This window comes from Stenotrophomonas sp. LMG 10879 (genome assembly GCF_002750935.1).
Classification (GTDB): domain Bacteria; phylum Pseudomonadota; class Gammaproteobacteria; order Xanthomonadales; family Xanthomonadaceae; genus Stenotrophomonas; species Stenotrophomonas lactitubi_B.
In genome coordinates this window covers 166,577-184,983 of the sequence record NZ_PEJT01000009.1, presented here as the reverse complement: position 1 = coordinate 184,983, position 18,407 = coordinate 166,577, and the positions used below count along the sequence as shown (strand labels likewise).

The window sequence follows — 18,407 nt, the reverse complement described above, 5'->3', positions numbered from 1 at the left end:
ACAATTTGTGAACTGGTACAACCACCGTCGGCTGCACAGTGCCAACGGCCTTGTGCCACCTGCGCTCCGTGAAGTGCAGGTGGCCTGAACTCCCTTTGGGAGTGTCCAGAAGTACTTGACCACCACAGGTTTACGGCGTGTCCCGCGAATCCAACCCGCCCCGCCAAACACGGCTGAAACCCAGAGCCGCCTTTGACGTTGCAGTTGCCTGCCGCAGGCAGCGCCCGCGGCCGCCGCCGCAAGGAAACCCCTTAGATCTTCTTCGCCAGCGACTCCGCCAGGCCGGTATAGCTGCCCGGGGTCATGTCCAGCAGGCGCTGCTTGGCATCGGCCGGCAGCTCCAGCCCCTGCACGAACGTGCGCATCGACTCGGCCGTGATGCCCTGGCCGCGGGTCAGGGCCTTCAGCTGCTCGTACGGGTTCGGCAGGCCATGGCGGCGCATCACCGTCTGCACGGCCTCGGCCAGCACTTCCCAGGCCGCATCCAGATCGGCATCCAGGCGCTGCGGGTTCACTTCCAGCTTGCCCAAGCCCTTGGCCAGCGAATCCAGCGCCACCTGGCTGTGGCCGAACGCGGTGCCCAGCGCGCGCAGCACGGTGGAGTCGGTCAGGTCACGCTGCCAGCGGCTGATCGGCAGCTTCGCGCTGAAATGCTCGAACAGCGCGTTGGCGATGCCGAAGTTGCCTTCGGCGTTCTCGAAATCGATCGGGTTGACCTTGTGCGGCATCGTCGACGAACCGACTTCGCCTTCCTTCAGGCGCTGCTTGAAGTAGCCCAGCGAGACGTAGCCCCAGATATCGCGGGCCAGGTCGATCAGGATGATGTTGGCGCGACGGGCGGCATCACCGATTTCGGCGATGTTGTCGTGCGGCTCGATCTGCGTGGTGTACGGGTTGAACACCAGGCCCAGGCCAGTGACGAAGCGCTCGGCGAAAGCCGGCCAGTCCACGTCCGGGTAGCTGGCGATGTGGGCGTTGTAGTTGCCGACCGCGCCGTTGATCTTGCCGGTCAGTTCGACCGCGGCGATCTGCCGGCGCTGGCGCTCCAGGCGCGCGACCACGTTGGCCAGCTCCTTGCCGAGGGTGGTCGGCGAGGCGGTCTGGCCGTGGGTGCGCGACAGCATCGGCTGGCCCGCCTGGGCGTGGGCCAGGGTGCGCAGTGCGTCGGCGACGCCGTCCAGGGTCGGCAGCAGCACGTCGCGACGGGCCTGTTCCAGCATCAGGCCGTAGCTGAGGTTGTTGATGTCTTCGCTGGTGCAGGCGAAATGCACGAACTCCAGCGCCGGTGCCAGCTCGGCATCGTCCTTCAGCTGTTCCTTGATGAAATACTCCACCGCCTTGACGTCATGGTTGGTGGTGCGCTCGATTTCCTTCACGCGCGCGGCCTGGGCCGGGCTGAAGCTGGCGGCCAGGGCGCGCAGGCGGGCGACGGCGGTGTCGGAGAACGGGGCCAGCTCGACGATGCCCGGCTCGGCGGCCAGGGCCAGCAGCCACTCCACTTCGACCGTGACACGGGCCTTGATCAGGCCGTACTCGGAGAAGATCGGGCGCAGGGCGTCGACCTTGCCGGCATAGCGGCCATCGAGCGGGGACAGGGCGAGCAGGGCGGAATCGGACATGTCGGCAGGGCTGGGACGAGCGGCGGGGGCCATATTCTACGACGCGCCGGGCGGAAGCGCCCTGTAGAGCCGAGCCTACGCTCGGCTGCTCCTCAGACGCCAGACCGCAGATGCAGCCTAGCCTACGCTCGGCTCTACAACACAATCGGCCCTTCGGATGAAACGATCTGGCCCGTCCTCGCCATTCCACGCTGCGGACAAGGGAGTATCGTTGTCGCAGCCGCCAGCCCGGGAAGCGACACCCTGCCAGCCGCCGCTTCCCTTTCCCCAACCGAAGTAGTGCGGAGTCGATGCAATGAGCAAAGCTGCAAGCAAGAGCGCCCCCAAGGGTTTCCGGATCGAGCACGACAGCATGGGCGAACTGCAGGTGCCTGCCGACGCCCTGTGGGGCGCGCAGACCCAGCGCGCTGTACAGAATTTCCCGGTGTCGGGCCAGCGCATGCCGCGCGGCTTCATCCGAGCACTGGGCCTGGTCAAGGGAGCCGCCGCCGGCGTCAACGCGGAGCTGGGCCACTTGCCCAAGACCGTGGCCAAGGCCATCCAGTTCGCCGCTGCCGAAGTGGCGGACGGCACGTGGGATGCGCAGTTCCCGATCGATGTCTACCAGACCGGCTCGGGCACTTCCTCGAACATGAATGCCAACGAGGTCATCGCCACGCTGGCCAACCGTGCCGGCAAGGCAGGCAAGACCACCGTGCACCCGAACGATCACGTCAACCAGGGGCAGAGCTCGAACGACGTGATTCCGACGGCGCTGCGCGTGTCGGCCGTGCTGGCCACCCATGAGCAGCTGCTGCCAGCGCTGGTGCACCTGCGCAGGACGCTGGACAAGAAGGGCCGCAGCCTGCGCAAGGTGGTCAAGACCGGCCGCACCCACCTGATGGACGCGATGCCGCTGACCTTCGAACAGGAATTTGGTGCGTGGTCGGCGCAGCTGGCCTCGGCACAGGAGCGCATCGAAGACAGCCTGAAGCGCGTGCGCCGCCTGCCGCTGGGCGGTACCGCCATCGGCACCGGCATCAATGCCGACCCGCGCTTTGGTGCGCAGGTGGCCAAGGCGCTGAAGCAGCAGACCGGCTTCAAGTTCGACAGTGCCGAGAACAAGTTCGAAGGCCTGGCCGCGCAGGATGACGCGGTGGAACTGTCGGGCCAGCTCAATGCGCTGGCGGTGGCCCTGATCAAGATCGCCAACGACCTGCGCTGGATGAATGCCGGTCCGCTGGCGGGCCTGGGCGAGATCGAACTGCCGGCACTGCAGCCGGGGTCCTCGATCATGCCGGGCAAGGTCAATCCGGTGATTCCGGAGGCGACGGTGATGGCCTGCGCGCAGGTGATCGGCCACCACACGGCGATCACCGTGGCCGGCCAGACCGGCAATTTCCAGCTCAATGTGACGCTGCCGCTGATCGCGGTGAACCTGCTCGATGGCATCGGCCTGCTGGCCAATGTGTCGACCCTGCTGGCCGACAGCGCCATTGCCGGACTGAAGGTGCGCGAGGACCGCGTGGCCGAGGCGCTGGCGCGCAATCCGATCCTGGTGACGGCGCTGAACCCGATCATCGGCTACGAGAAGGCCGCTGCGATCGCCAAGCGCGCCTACAAGGAGCAGCGCCCGGTGCTGGACGTGGCGCTGGAAGTCAGTGGCCTGGCCGAGGCGGAGCTGCGCCGGCTGCTGGACCCGACCGCGCTGACCGCCGGCGGCATCCAGGCCGGCGGTGGTGGCGCCGGCGGCTGATCTGCAATCTGCACTCTGTAGAGCCGAGCCTATGCTCGGCCCTACAAACGGAAACGCCGCCCGGGAGGGCGGCGTTCTCGTTTCAGCGACGGTCGGCGACGATGTTGCCGAAGGTTTCGGTGTAATCCTTGAACTCGGGAATGGTCTGCACCAGGTCCGGCGGAATCACCTGCATGCCTTCCGGCGGCACGATCTTCACCGGCTGCATGTTGGGATCGGCCGGGGCGGCCACCAGTGTGTTCTGGCGCAGCACCTGAAGCTTGCCGAACATCGTCTGCAGCATCTGCTTCTGCTCGGCGTTGAGCGGGATCAGGATCTCGTCGATCTTCATCTGCCCGTCGGGCAGGATGATGATGTTCGGCGCCGGCTGGCGGCGCACGGTCACGATGCTCTCGCTGACCGAGATCTTCGGTTTGCCGCGCTCGGCGCGGTGGTTGCGGTAGTCCTGGTCACAGCCGACCAGGCCCAGGCAGAGCAGGGCGGCCAGCAGCAGAAACAGCTTTTTCATGGCGGTTCAATGAAGTGCATCCGGGGCCGCCATTGTAAGCCTGCCGGGGCGCAGCGGCAGGCAACGCAGGTGCGCCGCCGGCCGGGTGCGCTGATGTGTCACAGGGTCAGCGGTTGACGACGGTGTCCTTGCCGCAGTCGTCCACATCGCTCTGGTCCATCGTGGCGTAGGGCTTGAAAGCCGGCAGCGAGGCCGCCAGCGCCTGCTGGCTGGCCAGCAGGGCCGGCATGCGGTCGCAGATGCGCTTGGCCTGCGCTTCGATCTTGGCGGCCTCGGCGTTGATCCGCTTTTCGATGCCTTCGCTGTCGCCGCTGAAGATGCCCTTCAGTGCTTCCCCGGCAGCGTTGGCGCCGAGCTTGGCGCCCGCCAGGCCCACGTCCATGCCGTCCATCGCCACCGCCACCACGTGGCCGCGGTAATCGAGCAGCTGGCGGCGCTGGCCATCGTCCAGCGTCACCTGCTTGCCGCCGATCAACAGCTGTCCCTGCGGGGTGATCTCCGCGCGCGGCTGGTTGTCAGCGGAGATCTTGATGTTGCCCTCGGCGATTTCCTTGCGGGCGTCGTCCATCGCTTCCTTGACGGTCTGGCCGACGCCACCGGCGGTCTCGGCCACCGCCTTGCCGGCGGTCTTGTCGGGGCTGGAGGTGCCGCCACAGGCGATCAGCGGCAGGCACAGCAGGGCAGCAGGCAGCAGGCGCAGCAGGTTCATGGCATTCCCCTCGAATCGTCGGATGGTTGGGCGTTACTTGCCGCGGGGCAGGGTGACGGTGCCGGTCACGCTGCGATGCTGGACGTCGCCGCTGCCGCTGTGCTCGACGGTGAGGTTGCCGCGCACGCCATCGACATCGATGTCGCCCGAGCCGTGGCTGCGCACACGGACATTGCCGCCGACCTGCTCGATCTCGACATTGCCGGAGCCGACCACGCCGATCTCGACGTTGCCCTGCACCTGCTTGAAGCCGATGTCGCCGGAGCCGACGGTATCCAGCCGTGCGTTGCCACGCACGTCGGTCACCTTCAGGTCACCGGAGCCGACGGTGCCGAAGCTGGCATCACCGCCGATGTTGCGGGCGTTGACGTCGCCCGAACCGAGCGAGAGCAGGTTGAACGATGCGGCGCCATCGACGTCCAGGTCGCCCGAACCCACGGCGGCATGCACGCTGCCACGGGTACCGCGGGCGATGCCATCACCGGAGCCCACGTCCATGCTCAGCGACTGCGCGTTCTCGATGCTGCCATCACCGGAGCCGATCTTGAACTGCAGCGGCAGGTTGTCCGGCACGCTGCCACGGATGTCCAGCCAGGCGTAGCTGTTGCCCATCGACAGTGCATCGCGGCTGTCGCGGCGCAGGCTCACCACCAGCTTGTCGCCCACGCGCCGCTGGTCCAGCACCAGCTGGTCCAGCCAGTCCTTGTTGGACGCGCACGCGCGGCCGTCGAGCTGGCCGCCACCCGCGCTGGCGACCACCTTCAGGTCATGCTGGTTGATCTCGAACACCACCGCCTTGGCGCCGGCCGTGTCGATCTTCAACGCGCGCGGCGCGGAGTACTTGCAGTTCGGTGCATCGGCGGCCAGCGCCGACAGGGGCAACAGCAACAGCGCACTACAGGCAATCAAGGAACGCATGGGTGGTGCCTCCAGGTTGAAGATCAGATTTCGCCAGCGCGCTTGCGCAGGCGGATGGCGATGAAGATGAAGACCACGCCGAAGGCCGCGCCGATCCACAGGTCGGGCATTGCCAGCGACTTCAGCTGCTGGGCAGGGTTCATCAGCGAGACGATCGAATCCAGGCTCTTGTGTTCGTCGCTGGCGCCCAGGCGGTACAGCAGGTCCACGCCGGGAACGGTGCCCAGCAGCAGGCGGCCGACGATGTGCTGCCAGAACCAGCCGGTGCTCATGTCGAATACATGCATCAACTTGGTGGTGCTGACGATGATGCCGGCGAACAGGGGCAGCATCACCGCCCACAGGAACGGCTTGCTCTTGGCCCAGGCCGAGCAGAGCAGCAGCCAGCCGGCGGTGGGCAGCGCCCACAACGCATAGACGGGGATGGCGGCGAGCAGGCCGGCGCCCAGGGTCAGCGGGCTGGCCGGCCCCCAGATCAGGGTGGTGGGGCTGCCGCCATGGGTCAACGCGACCAGGCTGATGATCAGCAGGAAGCCGAACATGGTGACGATGGCAGCCAGGGTGGCGACCAGCGGGGCCACGATCAGTGCGCTGAGCACCTTGGACAGTACGGTCTGGGTATCGGACAGCGGCAGCGACTTCCAGAACAGGATGCTGCGGTCGCGGCGATCGTCGTACAGCGCACCCAGGCAGTAGAAGAACACCACGAAGGCCAGCACCAGGAATGGCCAGGTCGAGCTGAGGATGAGGGTCAGGTCCAGGCCGTTGCCCAGGTCAGCCATGTCCTTGGCGCTGATCTGGCGGGTCAGCAGGCCCAGATCCAGGCCGTTGATGTTCACGTCCTCGCCGTCGATGTGCAGGCCACCGTCGCGCGCGGCACGATGCAGGGCGAACAGGCCCAGGCCGATGCCGATGCTGCTCATCAGCAGCGAGACGATGCCGGCGATCACCGGGGCGTACAGGAAACCACCGCGGTTTTCCCAGTATTCGCGCTTGAGCAGCCAGCGCAGGGTGCCTGCGGGACTGACAGGATGGTTGACGGCATTCATGCGTAGGTCCCCTTCATGACAGCGACGAACAGATCGGCAAGGCCGGCGTTGCGGGTTTCACCCAGGCTGGCCAGCTGGCTGCGTGGCACCCCGTCGAACAGCAGGACGGTCTTGCCGAAGGCCTGGCTGCGCTCGTCGATGGGTTTCAGTGCGCGGGCGGTTTCAAGCTGATCGGCGCCGACCAGCAGCTCGGTATAGCGCTCGCCGACCTCGTCCATTTCCGCATTGAGCACGATGCGGCCGTCGCGTATGAACATCACGTCGGTGAGGATGTGCTCGATCTCTTCCACCTGGTGGGTGGTGACGATGATGGTCTTCTGCTCGTCGAAGTAGTCTTCCAGCAGGCGCTGGTAGAACTCCTTGCGGTACAGGATGTCCAGGCCGAGCGTGGGTTCGTCCAGCACCAGCACCTTGGCGTCGATGGCCATCACCAGGGCCAGGTGCAGCTGCACGATCATGCCCTTGGACAATTCACGCACGCGCTGCTTGGGCTGCAGCTTGGTGTTGGCCAGGAAGCGTTCGCAACGGGCACGGTCGAAGCGCGGGTGCACGCCGGCGACGAAGTCGATCGCCTCACGCACCTTCAGCCAGCGCGGCAGCACGGCGACATCGGCGATGAAGCAGATGTCGTTCATCAGATCGTCGCGGTGCGCACGCGGGTCACGGCCGAGCACGCTCAGCTCGCCTTCCACCGAGGTCAGCCCGAGCACCGCCTTCAGCGCGGTGGTCTTGCCGGCACCATTGGGGCCGATCAGGCCGATGATGCGGCCGGCCGGTATGGAGAAGCTGGCATTGTCGAGCGCGAGCGTGTTCTTGTAAGCCTTGCGAAGGCCGCGGGCGGTAATGACAGCGTCGCTTGGCACAGCGGTAGTGGGACTGGCATTCATCAGAATTTCCCCTGGGGCAACAATTCGTCGAGACTCAGGCCCAGTCGCTGGATCCGTTCCAGTACGGCCGGCCATTCTTCATTGAGGAAGCGTTCGCGCTCGCTGCTGCGCAGCTGCGTGGCCGCCTGTTCGGTCATGAACATGCCCAGCCCGCGGCGCTTCTCGACCAGGCCTTCATCGGCCAGCTCCTGGTAGGCGCGCGAAACGGTGATGGGGTTGAGCTGGTAATCGGCGGCCACCTGGCGCACCGAAGGAAGGGCATCGCCCGGCTTGAGGATTCCGTCAAGCATCATCGCGATCACGCGTTCCTTCAGCTGGCGGTAGATGGGAGCGCCGTCGCTCCACTGGATGTCGCTCATATTCAGCTCCGTGGGGTCAGCGGCTGTGCGAACGAGAAATACGGCATGGACAGGGAGCTGTGCAGCCGACGCGGGGGGGAGGGGGAGGGAGCGGCATTCCCTGCCGTGGTTGCTGCTGCGTCCTGCGTACTGTCTTCGGAAAGGGCGGGGGAGGAGGCGGCCGGTGGTGCCGGCATGGCCAGCCAGACCAGGACGAACAGGGTCGATACCGCGGTGACCGCGGGGGCGGTGAGGCTGCGACGCATCCGGGTGTTCATGGTTCCCCCTGTCTCAGGTGACTGGTGTTGTATGCAACTATAACACCGGCACGCCTATGTGCAAGTCCTGCCCCTACCCAACTGATGGCAGGGGTGTTCATGGTGCCGAAATATTCGTTCAACTAGTTGATTTTTATTGAAAAAACGAAGTTGCGGCGGACTGTCTTCGGCCAGCCTCCCATTCAGCCATGTCCATGCTATGTCATCACCGGCGCGGTGATACGGCCCCCGGGAGCCTTCCGCCAAGTCGCGCAAAGCCCGGCAGCGTGTGCGCTGCAGGGGCTTGCAGACCCCGGTGCTATAGTTCGGCCGATTCCCGGCCGGTCACGGCCGGACCCTTGGAACGGCTACTGCGGAACTTCTCCCATGCCTTTGTCGACTGCCTCCTCGCGCCGCCTTCGCGGCCTGTCCCTGTTGACCCTGCTGGCCACTGGCCTGGCCACGTCGGCCGGCGCGTTTGCCGCCGATCTGCTGGATCTGTCGTATCGGCCGCTGGCGGGCAAGCAGCAGGTCAATCTGCAGCAGCGCTACCACGGCCAGGTGCTGCTGGTGGTCAATACCGCCAGCAAGTGCGGCTATACCCCGCAGTACGAAGGCCTGGAAGCGCTGCAGAAGCAGTACGCCGGCAAGGGGTTTGCCGTGCTCGGCTTCCCGTCCAACGATTTCAAGGGGCAGGAGCCCGGTGACGAAAAGCAGATCCAGGAGTTCTGCACGCTTACTTATGGCGTGAAGTTCCCGATGTTCGAAAAGGTGCACGTGACCGGCGCGCAGGCCACGCCGCTTTACCAGCGCTTGACCGCCGCTACCGGCGTGGCACCCGCCTGGAACTTCCACAAGTATCTGGTCGGCCGCGATGGCCGGGTCATTGCCCAGTTCGCCAGCAAGGTCACGCCGGATGATCCGCAGTTGATAGCGGCCATCGACAAGGCACTTGCGGCTCCGGCTGCACATTGAATGACGGCACGGATGCCTCGACATCGACGGCATGCGTGCGACAATACGTGTTTTCGCGCCGACGTCGGCGTCCAGTCACTTCCAGGAATGCAGCGAATGAAAATGGGAATGCGCGGCGCCGCGGCGTCGGTTCTGATTCTGGCGATGGGCACCTCCGGTGTCGCCCTGTCGCAACAACCGGCCGCTCCCTCGGCCGCCAAGGAGACCGCACCCTTGAATTCCCCCAAGCAGAAGCTCGGCTACGCCATTGGTCTGGATGTGGCCAAGTCGTTCGCGCCGATCGCCGATGAAATCGATGCGGCCGCGCTGCGCACTGCCGTGGAACGTTCCTTCGAAGGCCTGCAGCCGCAGATCACCCAGGAACAGGCCAAGGCCACCGATGCCGCCCTGCGCCAGGTCGTGATGGCCCGCAGCGGCCAGCAGGTGCCGGGCGTCGCGCCGGGCTCGCAGCCGGCGAAGGTCGACCGGGTCAAGGTCGCGCAGATGATCGGCGCCTATTCGGTGGGTCCGTCGCTGGCACAGCTTAAGGACGATATCGATACCGCCTCGCTGTTTGACGCGATCAACACTGGCCTGAGCAAGGGCCAGCCGAAGATGACCGAAGCTGACGCCACTGCCACCATCCAGGCGTTCATGGGCACCAAGCAGGCCGAGATGCAGGCCAAGGCCGCACAGGCTGCGCAGACCAACCGTCAGGAAGGCAATGCATTCCTGGCCAAGAACAAGACCCAGCCGGGCGTGGTGACCACCCCGTCGGGCCTGCAGTACCAGGTGATCCGCCCGGGCAGCGGCGAGCGTCCGTTGCCGTCCAGCAAGGTGCGCGTGAACTACGAAGGCAAGCTGCTCAACGGCACCGTGTTCGACAGTTCTGCGGGCCGTGGTCCGGCCGAATTCGGTCTGGACCAGGTCATCAAGGGCTGGACCGAGGGCGTGGCGCTGATGCCGGTCGGTTCGAAGTACCGCTTCTGGATCCCGGGTGAACTGGCGTACGGCGAGAACGGCACCCCGGGTGGTCCGATCGGTCCGAATGCCACCCTGACCTTCGACGTCGAGTTGCTGGGCGTTCTGCCGTAAGCCACCACGGAGTCAGCACGGATATGCGCGTTGCGATTTTTGGTACCGGTTATGTAGGCCTGGTGACCGGCACCTGCCTGGCCGACGTCGGCCACCAGGTGGTCTGTGTCGATATCGACCAGGCCAAGGTGGATGGCCTCAACCGGGGCATCATCCCGATCTACGAGCCCGGCCTGGAGCCGATGGTGAAGGCCAACCACGCCGCGTCGCGGCTGGTGTTCACCACCGACGCGGCGACCGCCATCGGCCACGGCCAGGTGGTGTTCATCGCCGTGGGCACGCCGCCGGACGAGGATGGCAGCGCGGACCTTCAGTACGTGCTGGCCGTGGCCCGCACCATCGGCCGGTACATCTCGGTGCCGACCGTGGTGGTCAACAAGTCGACGGTGCCGGTAGGCACCGCCGACAAGGTGCGTGCGGCCATCGCCGAGGAACTCGCAGCACGTGGCGCGGATATCGCCTTCGATGTGGTGTCCAACCCTGAATTCCTGAAGGAAGGCGACGCCGTTGCCGACTGCATGCGGCCTGACCGCATCATCATCGGTGCCACCAATGCCGAGTCGGTCGCCGTGATGCGGCGCCTGTACGCACCGTTCAATCGCAACCACGATCGCGTGGTGGAGATGGACGTGCGTTCGGCCGAGCTGACCAAGTACGCCGCCAATGCAATGCTGGCCACCAAGATTTCGTTCATGAACGAGATCGCCAACATTGCCGAGCGCGTCGGCGCCGACGTCGAGCAGGTCCGTCAGGGCATCGGTTCGGACCCGCGCATCGGCTGGCACTTCATCTATCCGGGTGCTGGTTACGGCGGTTCGTGTTTCCCCAAGGATGTGCAGGCACTGGCCCGCACCGCGCAGCAGGCCGGCCTTGAGCCGAAGCTGCTGAACGCGGTGGAGGCAGTCAATGAGTCGCAGAAGGGGCACCTGTTCGCCCTGATCCAGCGCCACTACGACAAGGGCGAAGACGAAGGCGTGCGCGGCAGGACGTTTGCCGTGTGGGGCCTGGCGTTCAAGCCGAACACCGATGACATGCGCGAGGCCTCCAGCCGCCGCCTGCTGGCCCAGTTGTGGGAAGGCGGTGCGACCGTGCGCGCGTACGATCCGGAGGCGATGCATGAATCGCAGCGGATCTTCGGCGAGCGCGACGATCTGGTGTTCTGTAACAGCGCCGAGGACGCGCTGCAGGGTGCCGATGCGCTGGTCGTGGTGACCGAGTGGAAGCAGTTCCGCAGCCCCGATTTCCAGATGCTGCGTGAGCGGCTGAAGGATGCGGTGGTGTTCGATGGCCGCAATCTGTATGAGCCGGCCGACGTCGAGGCCGCTGGCCTTGCGTATTACGGCATAGGCCGGGGGCGTTCGCTGCATGTCTGAAGTACCGACCGAACGCGAGCAGGCGCTTGAAGCGCGCCTGGTCGAGCTGGAGATGCGCGTGTCCTTCCAGGAACACGCGCTGGCCGAACTGAGCGATGCACTGGCAGACGCGCGTATGGAAGGCAGCCGCAATGCCGGCATCCTGCGCGTGCTGCTGGAGGACCTGGGCAAGGTCCGCAATGCATTGAATTCTTCTGATCCGGCGAGCGAACCGCCGCCGCCGCACTACTGATCCATATCCTATGAGCGATACCCTCCGCGACCAGCTGATGGGCCTGGGCTTCAAGCCCGCGCCCAAGCCCGAGCGCAAGAATGATGGCCCCCGCCGTGATGGCCGCCCGCAGGGCAAGGGTGGCGCTGGCAATGGAAAGCCGCAGCACGCAGGCAAGGGCGGACACAAGCCCGGCGAGCGGCGGGCGCATGGCAATGGCGGCCCGGGAAAGCCTGGCCAGCCGCGTGGCCAGGGCCACGGCCAGGGTCCGCGCAAGCCGCGTACCGCCGAGGAAATGGATCTGGCCAAGGCCTACGCGATCCGTGCCCAGCGCGAGAAGGAAGAGCGTATCGAGACCGAGCGCCTGAAGCAGGAAGAAGCACGCCAGCGCCGCGAGGCCAAGGTGAAGCTGGAAGAACTGCTGAAGGACAAGGGCCTGAATGCTGAAGCGGCCGACATCGCGCGCCACTTCCCCTATGGCGGCAAGATCAAGCGCATCTACGTCACCGCCGAGCAGCTCAAGGCACTCAACGCCGGTGAACTGGGCGTGGTCCAGCTCAACGGTCGCTACCTGCTGGTGACGGCCGAGGTTCTGGCCCAGTCTGAAGCGGTGTTTGCCGCCTCGGTGGCGTTGAAGGTCGACCCGAATGCGCCGGCCGAGGACGACCCCTACGCCGACCCGCAGTACCAGGTGCCCGACGACCTGGTCTGGTAAGCACAGGATGGCCGCGGCGGGCCCTGCGTCGTCGCGGCCGCGAGGGTAGGGATGACCGGTGATCCAAGCCGCGGCTACGTGCCGCACATCGACGGCCTGCGCGCGATCGCCGTGCTGGCCGTCATCGTGTTCCACCTGGACCCGGCCTGGCTGCCGGGCGGGTTTACCGGCGTTGACGTGTTCTTCGTCATCTCCGGTTTCGTGGTCAGCGCGTCCGTACATCGGTTGCCGGCGCTTTCGCTGGGGCAGTCGATGCTGCGCTTCTATGCGCGCCGCATCCGCCGCATCGCCCCGGCGCTGCTGACCTGCCTGCTGCTGACCGCCGTGGCAAGCGTGTTGTTCATCCCCGAATCCTGGCTCAGCGAGGCCAGCGACAAGACCGGTTTGATGGCCTTCTTCGGTTTCAGCAACTGGGTGCTGGCGGCCATCGGCAACGACTATTTCGCGCCCAGGGCCGAGTTCAATCCGTATACCCATACCTGGTCGCTGGGCGTGGAAGAGCAGTTTTACCTGCTGTTCCCGTTGCTGTTCCTGGCCTGGGCGCGCGGCCGGCACGGGCGCCGGATCAGCCTGGGCCTGTTTGCGCTGGTCAGCGTGGCGTCGCTGTTGCATGCCGCCGCGCTGGGCATGCGCGAGGCGCCGCCGCCGTGGGCGTTCTATGCCACCAGTACCCGTCTGTGGCAGCTGGGCGTGGGCGTGCTGCTGTTCCAGCTGCTGCATGTGCGCGAACCGCACATTGCGTTGACGGGGCTGCCGGCAAAACGCAGTGCGCCATTGTTCTCGCTGCTGGCCACGTTGTCGCTGGCGCTGCTGGGATGGGCCCTGTGGTCAGCGCGCGCCGGCCACTCGCCGTGGCCCGACGGCCTGCTGCCGGCCTTCGCCACCGCCGGCCTGCTGTGGTCCCTCCATCATCACCCGCAGGCGTGGATCGGCCGTCTTCTGGCCAGTTCGCCGATGCGCCGCATCGGCCTGCTTTCCTATTCGCTGTACCTGTGGCATTGGCCGGTGTTCGTGCTGATGCGCTGGACCGTTGGCCTGCAGACGCCGGCGCAGATGGCCGCCGCTGTCGGACTGGTGGTGGTGTTGTCCTGGCTGTCCTGGCGCTGGGTGGAACGACCGTTCCGTGGACCGCTCGCGCAGCGCCTGACGTCCGCACGCTGGGTAGGCACCGGTGGAGTGGTGCTGCTGCTTGCAGGTGGCATGCAGATGCTGCTGTACGCGCAGGCGCCGCTGCTTTCGTTGAGCACGGTGAGTCGACATCCCGCCGATTGGTACCCCAATGGCAAGAGCGTGGCCCACGACTACCCGGACTGCGCGCTGGACGTCGGCAAGCACCGTTTCGAAGGGGGCAGTGCACGCACCTTCGCCCGCGGCCAATGCAGCCGCCCGGTGGTTGCAGGCGTGCCGGCGCAGGTGTTCGTTGCCGGTGATTCGCACGCCATGGCCTATATCGAACTGCTGCAGCGACTGGCTCTGGATACCGGGACGCAGGTATCGCTGTATGGCCGTGGCGGCTGCCCGCAGATCAGCCTGCAGAAGTGGCGAGGCGCCGGCGCTGGCTGCGCGGCGTTCGATGCGGCCGTGCTGGCCGACATCACGCAGCGGGCGCAGCCCGGTGATGTGGTGGTGCTGGTGTCATTGCGGATCCCGCGCCTGTCCGACCAGTTCGTATTGTTCGATGCGCAGGCGCAGTTGGCCGGTGAACTGACGCCGGAAGCCACCGCCGGACGCGAGACGGAAGTGGCCGAGTCGATCACGCAGTGGAAGCCGTTGGCCGAGCGCGGTGTGCGGATCGTGCTGGAAGCACCCAAGCCAGTGCTTCCGGCGCCGCCCTATCGCTGTTCGGACCGCTTCAATGCACGCAACGAGGTCTGCCGAAATGGCATGGACAGCACCCGCGTGGCCATGGACACCCTGCGTGCGCCCATGCTGGGCAGCCTGCGGCAGGTGGTCGATGGCCTGCCCGGTGCGGTGCTGTGGGACCCATTGCCGGTGCTGTGCGATGCCAGCCAGTGCCCGGCGCAGCGGGAGGGCAGGCCGCTGTACTTCGATGGCGACCACCTCAGCGCATACGGCAATCGCATGCTGTTGCCGTCGCTGCGGCAGGTGCTTCTGCAACCGTGAAACCGGGCGTGACCCGGCCCTTCCGGAGCCTTTGCGGGCAGGGCTAGCACCAAGCCAGCCCTGTCAGCGGATCATTCCGGATCGTAGTCGAGGTTGGACGCCAGCCAGCGTTCGGCCTGGGCGCGGTCCACGCCCTTGCGGCGTGCGTAGTCAGCCACCTGCTCGCGCCCCAGCCGCCCGACCACGAAGTACTGGCTCTGCGGGTGGCTGAAGTAATAGCCCGACACCGCTGCGGTCGGCAGCATCGCGAAGCTCTCGGTCAGCTGCATGTCGGCGTTGGTTTCCGCGCCCAGCAGGTCGAACAATCGGCGCTTTTCACTGTGTTCGGGGCAGGCGGGGTAACCGGGCGCGGGGCGGATGCCGCGATACTTTTCGTCGATCAGCGCTTCGTTGTCGAGTGTTTCGGCGTGGTCGTAGCCCCAGAATCCGGTGCGTACGCGCTGGTGCAGGCGTTCGGCCAGTGCTTCGGCAAAACGGTCGGCGAGCGCCTTCAGCAGGATTGCGTTGTAGTCGTCGTGGTCGGCTTCGAAACGGGCCACGTGCGCGTCGATACCGATGCCTGCGGTCACCGCGAAGGCGCCGATCCAATCCTGCTTGCCGCTGTCGGCCGGGGCGATGAAATCGGCAAGGCAGAAATCCGGGCGTTCGGCAGGCTTGTCCACCTGCTGGCGCAGGAAGTGCAGGGTGGCTTCACCATCGGGATGCTGCACACGTACGTCGTCGCCGATGCTGTTGGCGGGCCACAGGCCGAACACGGCCTTGGCCTGCAGCCACTTCTCGTTGACGATGCGGTCGAGCATCGCGCGCGCGTCCTGGTACAGCTCGCTGGCCTGGGTGCCGACGATCTCGTCGGTGAGGATCGCCGGGTACTTGCCAGCCAGTTCCCACGCCTGGAAGAACGGCGTCCAATCGATGTAGGGCACCAGCTCGGCCAGCGGGTAGTCATCGAATACATGCAGGCCCGGCTGCTTCGGTGTGGGGGGCGTGTACGCCTCCCAGTCGCCCTGGAACTTCTGGCCGCGTGCATGTTCCAGCGAGACCAGGCGCTTGGCGTCGCCGCGGTTGCGATGGCGGGTACGGATCTCGGCGTAGTCGGCCTCGTTGGCAGCGACGAACGCATCGCGCAGCTCGCGCGAGATCAGCGACTGTGCCACGCCCACGGCGCGCGAAGCATCCTTCACCCAGACCGTCGGCGCTTTGTAATGCGGGTCGATCTTCAGCGCGGTGTGCGCACGTGAGGTGGTCGCGCCGCCGATCATCAGTGGCAGATCGAAGCCTTGTCGCTGCATCTCACGGGCGACATGGCTCATTTCCTCCAGCGACGGCGTGATCAGGCCGGACAGGCCGATGATGTCGGCGTGGTGCTCGCGTGCGGCATCCAGGATCTTCTGCGCCGGTACCATCACGCCGAGATCGATCACCTCGAAGTTGTTGCAGGCCAGGACCACGCCGACGATGTTCTTGCCGATGTCGTGCACATCGCCCTTCACCGTGGCCATGATGATCCTGCCATTGCTGCGGGCGGTGTCGCCGCTGCGTGCCTTCTCGGCCTCGATGTAGGGCAGCAGGTAGGCCACCGCCTTCTTCATCACGCGTGCGGACTTCACCACCTGCGGCAGGAACATCTTGCCGGCACCGAACAGATCGCCGACCACGTTCATGCCATCCATCAGCGGGCCTTCGATCACGTCCAGTGGACGGCTGGAGCGCTGCCGGGCTTCTTCGGTATCGGCTTCCACCCACGCGTCCAGGCCATGCACCAGCGCATGCGCCAAGCGTGCGTCCACCGGCTTCTCGCGCCAGGCCAGGTCTTCGGTCTTCGCCGCGCCCTTGCTGCCCTTGTAGCGCTCGGCGATTTCAAGCAGGCGCTCGGTGGCATCACGGCGGCGGTTGAGGATCACGTCTTCCACGCGCTCGCGCAGGTCCGGTTCCAGTTCGTCGTAGATCGGCATCGCGCCGGCGTTGACGATGCCCATGTCCATGCCCGCAGCGATCGCGTGGTACAGGAACACCGAGTGGATCGCCTGGCGCACGGTCTCGTTGCCACGGAACGAGAACGAAACATTCGACACGCCGCCGGACACATGGCAGTGCGGCAGCGTCTGCTTGATGATGCGGGTGGCTTCGATGAAGTCGACCGCATAGTTGTCATGCTCTTCAATGCCGGTGGCGACGGCGAAGATGTTCGGGTCGAAGATGATGTCCTGCGGCGGGAAGCCGATTTCATCGACCAGCAGGCGATAGGCGCGGGTGCAGATTTCGACCTTGCGCGCGCAGGTATCGGCCTGCCCGGTCTCATCGAAGGCCATCACCACCGCGGCGGCGCCATAGCGCAGTACCTTGCGCGCATGCTCGCGGAACAGGTCCTCGCCTTCCTTCAGCGAGATCGAATTGACCACGCTCTTGCCCTGCAGGCATTTCAGGCCAGCCTCGATCACGCTCCATTTGGAGGAATCGACCATCACCGGAATCCGGGCGATGTCCGGCTCGGACATGATCAGGTTGAGGTAGCGGGTCATCGCCGCTTCCGAATCGATCAGGCCCTCGTCCATGTTGACGTCGAGGATCTGTGCGCCGCTGGCCACCTGCTGCCGGGCCACGTCCACCGCTTCTTCGTAACGGCCTTCCTTGATCAGCTTGCGGAACTGCGCACTGCCGGTGACGTTGGTGCGTTCACCGACGTTGACGAACAGCAGGTCCGGCGTGATGACCAGCGGTTCCAGGCCGGACAGGCGGGTAGGGCGGACAGGTGTCATGGCGGGCGGCGGCTCAGCGGCAACAGGGCGGAAGGTGGATGGCGGTGGCAGTGCTGCTCATGCGGCCTGGACCTGGGCGGCCGGCAGGGCGCGCGGCGGCAGCCCGGCCACCGCCAGCGCGATCGCGCGGATGTGGTCCGGGGTGGAGCCGCAGCAGCCGCCGACCAGGTTCAACAGGCCATCTTCGGCAAAGCCGCGCAGGGTGGCCGCCATTTCCTCGGGTGTTTCGTCGTACTCACCGAACGCATTGGGCAGGCCGGCATTGGGATGGGCGCTGACGTAGCAGTCCGACACCTGCGACAGGGTTTCCACATGCGGGCGCATGGCATCGGCGCCGAGCGCGCAGTTCAGGCCGATCGACAACGGCCGTGCATGCGCCAGCGAGGCCTGGAAGGCCTCGGCGGTCTGCCCGGACAGGGTGCGCCCGGAGGCATCGGTGATGGTGCCGGAAATCATGATCGGCAGTCGCGCGCCACGTCCATCGAAGGCTTCCTCGATGGCATACAGCGCGGCCTTGGCATTGAGCGTATCGAAGATGGTCTCGACCATGATCGTGTCGGCACCACCATCGATCAGGCCATCGATGGCTTCGCGGTAGGTGCCGCGCAGCTCATCGAAACTGGTGTTGCGGAAGCCCGGATCGTTGACGTCGGGGCTGATCGAGGCGGTGCGGCTGGTCGGGCCGAGTACGCCGATGACGAAGCGCGGCTTGCCCGGCGTGGTCGCCGCCACCGCATCACAACAGGCACGGGCAACGGCAGCGCCCGCCTTGTTCAGCTCGTACACCAGGTGTTCGAGGTGGTAGTCGGCCTGGCTGACCGAGGTGGCGTTGAAGGTGTTGGTTTCCACCAGGTCCGCGCCCGCTTGCAGGTAGGCGGTGTGGATGCCGGCGATGACCTCTGGCCGGGTCAGCAGCAACAGATCGTTGTTGCCCTTCAGGTCGTGGCCTTCCGGTGTGCCGCCGTGGTCGCAGCCGGGGCCATGGGCGTGGTCGTAACCGCCGGCGAAGCGCTCGCCCCGGTAGTCGTCTTCCTGCAGGCCGTGGCGCTGGATCATCGTGCCCATCGCGCCGTCGATGATCAGGATGCGATCATGCAGGGCAGCGAGCAGCGATTCCACACGTTCCGGGTGCAGCCAGGGCAGGGCGGGCATGTCGACC

Annotated in this window: 16 protein-coding genes; 7 read left to right on the top strand and 9 right to left on the bottom strand. The window is 66.0% G+C overall.

The window, feature by feature from the left end; translation table 11 throughout:
• Nucleotides 1–251: 251 nt before the first annotated feature.
• A complete protein-coding gene (gene purB, locus CR919_RS15620; protein ID WP_099820794.1) occupies nucleotides 252–1,619 on the bottom strand; it encodes an adenylosuccinate lyase in 1,368 nt (455 codons plus the stop codon).
• 295 nt (nucleotides 1,620–1,914) lie between these two features.
• Between purB and CR919_RS15615 the strand changes: the two genes are divergently transcribed.
• Complete coding sequence (locus CR919_RS15615) at nucleotides 1,915–3,354, top strand: class II fumarate hydratase (RefSeq protein ID WP_099820793.1); 1,440 nt, start codon at nucleotides 1,915–1,917, stop codon at nucleotides 3,352–3,354.
• Between the two features lie 82 nt (nucleotides 3,355–3,436).
• Here the strand turns inward: CR919_RS15615 and CR919_RS15610 are convergent, their stop codons facing one another.
• From CR919_RS15610 to CR919_RS15585, 6 genes are all read right to left on the bottom strand, one after another.
• On the bottom strand, nucleotides 3,437–3,862 hold the full coding sequence (locus tag CR919_RS15610) for a hypothetical protein (RefSeq protein ID WP_032951937.1): 426 nt from the start codon (nucleotides 3,860–3,862) through the stop codon (nucleotides 3,437–3,439).
• A 106-nt stretch (nucleotides 3,863–3,968) separates the two neighbouring features.
• Nucleotides 3,969–4,571 carry a DUF2884 family protein gene (locus CR919_RS15605; protein ID WP_099820792.1) on the bottom strand — a complete coding sequence of 201 codons (603 nt, stop codon included), beginning with the start codon at nucleotides 4,569–4,571 and terminating at the stop codon, nucleotides 3,969–3,971.
• Between the two features lie 33 nt (nucleotides 4,572–4,604).
• Nucleotides 4,605–5,489, bottom strand: a complete 885-nt coding sequence (locus CR919_RS15600; protein ID WP_099820791.1) for a DUF2807 domain-containing protein — start codon at nucleotides 5,487–5,489, stop codon at nucleotides 4,605–4,607.
• Between the two features lie 23 nt (nucleotides 5,490–5,512).
• Nucleotides 5,513–6,538, bottom strand: coding sequence for an ABC-2 transporter permease (locus CR919_RS15595; RefSeq protein ID WP_099820790.1), 1,026 nt, complete (start codon nucleotides 6,536–6,538; stop codon nucleotides 5,513–5,515).
• Nucleotides 6,535–7,425, bottom strand: coding sequence for an ABC transporter ATP-binding protein (locus tag CR919_RS15590; protein WP_089236130.1), 891 nt, complete (start codon nucleotides 7,423–7,425; stop codon nucleotides 6,535–6,537). Before CR919_RS15590 ends, CR919_RS15595 begins: the two co-directional genes overlap by 4 nt.
• Complete coding sequence (locus CR919_RS15585; RefSeq protein ID WP_012511573.1) at nucleotides 7,425–7,784, bottom strand: GntR family transcriptional regulator; 360 nt, start codon at nucleotides 7,782–7,784, stop codon at nucleotides 7,425–7,427. The genes CR919_RS15590 and CR919_RS15585 overlap by 1 nt, the downstream gene beginning before the upstream one ends.
• 623 nt (nucleotides 7,785–8,407) lie before the next feature.
• On the opposite strand from CR919_RS15585, the gene CR919_RS15575 reads away from it, so the two are divergent.
• The 6 genes from CR919_RS15575 to CR919_RS15550 all read left to right on the top strand — a co-directional run bounded on the left by CR919_RS15575 (nucleotide 8,408) and on the right by CR919_RS15550 (nucleotide 14,492).
• Entirely contained in the window at nucleotides 8,408–8,995 is a 588-nt protein-coding gene (locus CR919_RS15575) for a glutathione peroxidase (protein WP_099820788.1), read from the top strand.
• A 96-nt stretch (nucleotides 8,996–9,091) separates the two neighbouring features.
• Complete coding sequence (locus CR919_RS15570; protein ID WP_099820787.1) at nucleotides 9,092–10,069, top strand: FKBP-type peptidyl-prolyl cis-trans isomerase; 978 nt, start codon at nucleotides 9,092–9,094, stop codon at nucleotides 10,067–10,069.
• A gap of 23 nt (nucleotides 10,070–10,092) precedes the next feature.
• Nucleotides 10,093–11,442, top strand: a complete 1,350-nt coding sequence (locus tag CR919_RS15565) for a UDP-glucose/GDP-mannose dehydrogenase family protein (RefSeq protein WP_099820786.1) — start codon at nucleotides 10,093–10,095, stop codon at nucleotides 11,440–11,442.
• Nucleotides 11,435–11,674 (top strand): SlyX family protein, encoded by a 240-nt coding sequence (locus CR919_RS15560; RefSeq protein WP_025876828.1) that lies wholly within the window; start codon nucleotides 11,435–11,437, stop codon nucleotides 11,672–11,674. Before CR919_RS15565 ends, CR919_RS15560 begins: the two co-directional genes overlap by 8 nt.
• Before the next feature lie 10 nt (nucleotides 11,675–11,684).
• The gene (locus CR919_RS15555; RefSeq protein ID WP_099820785.1) at nucleotides 11,685–12,368 is read left to right on the top strand and encodes a DUF2058 family protein; all 684 of its coding nucleotides are present in this window, start codon (nucleotides 11,685–11,687) and stop codon (nucleotides 12,366–12,368) included.
• Between the two features lie 51 nt (nucleotides 12,369–12,419).
• On the top strand, nucleotides 12,420–14,492 hold the full coding sequence (locus CR919_RS15550) for an acyltransferase family protein (RefSeq protein ID WP_099820784.1): 2,073 nt from the start codon (nucleotides 12,420–12,422) through the stop codon (nucleotides 14,490–14,492).
• A 71-nt stretch (nucleotides 14,493–14,563) separates the two neighbouring features.
• Here the strand turns inward: CR919_RS15550 and metH are convergent, their stop codons facing one another.
• Entirely contained in the window at nucleotides 14,564–17,248 is a 2,685-nt protein-coding gene (gene metH / locus CR919_RS15545; protein WP_099820783.1) for a methionine synthase, read from the bottom strand.
• A gap of 57 nt (nucleotides 17,249–17,305) precedes the next feature.
• On the bottom strand, nucleotides 17,306–18,400 hold the full coding sequence (locus CR919_RS15540; protein WP_099820782.1) for a homocysteine S-methyltransferase family protein: 1,095 nt from the start codon (nucleotides 18,398–18,400) through the stop codon (nucleotides 17,306–17,308).
• Between the last annotated feature and the right edge of the window lie 7 nt (nucleotides 18,401–18,407).

What these genes read in the sequence shown, in the direction of transcription:
- purB (WP_099820794.1), bottom strand. Translation starts at nt 1,619, where the DNA reads ATGTCCGATTCCGCCCTGCTCGCCCTGTCCCCGCTCGATGGCCGCTAT.
- CR919_RS15615 (WP_099820793.1), top strand. Translation starts at nt 1,915, where the DNA reads ATGAGCAAAGCTGCAAGCAAGAGCGCCCCCAAGGGTTTCCGGATCGAG.
- CR919_RS15610 (WP_032951937.1), bottom strand. Translation starts at nt 3,862, where the DNA reads ATGAAAAAGCTGTTTCTGCTGCTGGCCGCCCTGCTCTGCCTGGGCCTG.
- CR919_RS15605 (WP_099820792.1), bottom strand. Translation starts at nt 4,571, where the DNA reads ATGAACCTGCTGCGCCTGCTGCCTGCTGCCCTGCTGTGCCTGCCGCTG.
- CR919_RS15600 (WP_099820791.1), bottom strand. Translation starts at nt 5,489, where the DNA reads ATGCGTTCCTTGATTGCCTGTAGTGCGCTGTTGCTGTTGCCCCTGTCG.
- CR919_RS15595 (WP_099820790.1), bottom strand. Translation starts at nt 6,538, where the DNA reads ATGAATGCCGTCAACCATCCTGTCAGTCCCGCAGGCACCCTGCGCTGG.
- CR919_RS15590 (WP_089236130.1), bottom strand. Translation starts at nt 7,425, where the DNA reads ATGAATGCCAGTCCCACTACCGCTGTGCCAAGCGACGCTGTCATTACC.
- CR919_RS15585 (WP_012511573.1), bottom strand. Translation starts at nt 7,784, where the DNA reads ATGAGCGACATCCAGTGGAGCGACGGCGCTCCCATCTACCGCCAGCTG.
- CR919_RS15575 (WP_099820788.1), top strand. Translation starts at nt 8,408, where the DNA reads ATGCCTTTGTCGACTGCCTCCTCGCGCCGCCTTCGCGGCCTGTCCCTG.
- CR919_RS15570 (WP_099820787.1), top strand. Translation starts at nt 9,092, where the DNA reads ATGAAAATGGGAATGCGCGGCGCCGCGGCGTCGGTTCTGATTCTGGCG.
- CR919_RS15565 (WP_099820786.1), top strand. Translation starts at nt 10,093, where the DNA reads ATGCGCGTTGCGATTTTTGGTACCGGTTATGTAGGCCTGGTGACCGGC.
- CR919_RS15560 (WP_025876828.1), top strand. Translation starts at nt 11,435, where the DNA reads ATGTCTGAAGTACCGACCGAACGCGAGCAGGCGCTTGAAGCGCGCCTG.
- CR919_RS15555 (WP_099820785.1), top strand. Translation starts at nt 11,685, where the DNA reads ATGAGCGATACCCTCCGCGACCAGCTGATGGGCCTGGGCTTCAAGCCC.
- CR919_RS15550 (WP_099820784.1), top strand. Translation starts at nt 12,420, where the DNA reads ATGACCGGTGATCCAAGCCGCGGCTACGTGCCGCACATCGACGGCCTG.
- metH (WP_099820783.1), bottom strand. Translation starts at nt 17,248, where the DNA reads ATGACACCTGTCCGCCCTACCCGCCTGTCCGGCCTGGAACCGCTGGTC.
- CR919_RS15540 (WP_099820782.1), bottom strand. Translation starts at nt 18,400, where the DNA reads ATGCCCGCCCTGCCCTGGCTGCACCCGGAACGTGTGGAATCGCTGCTC.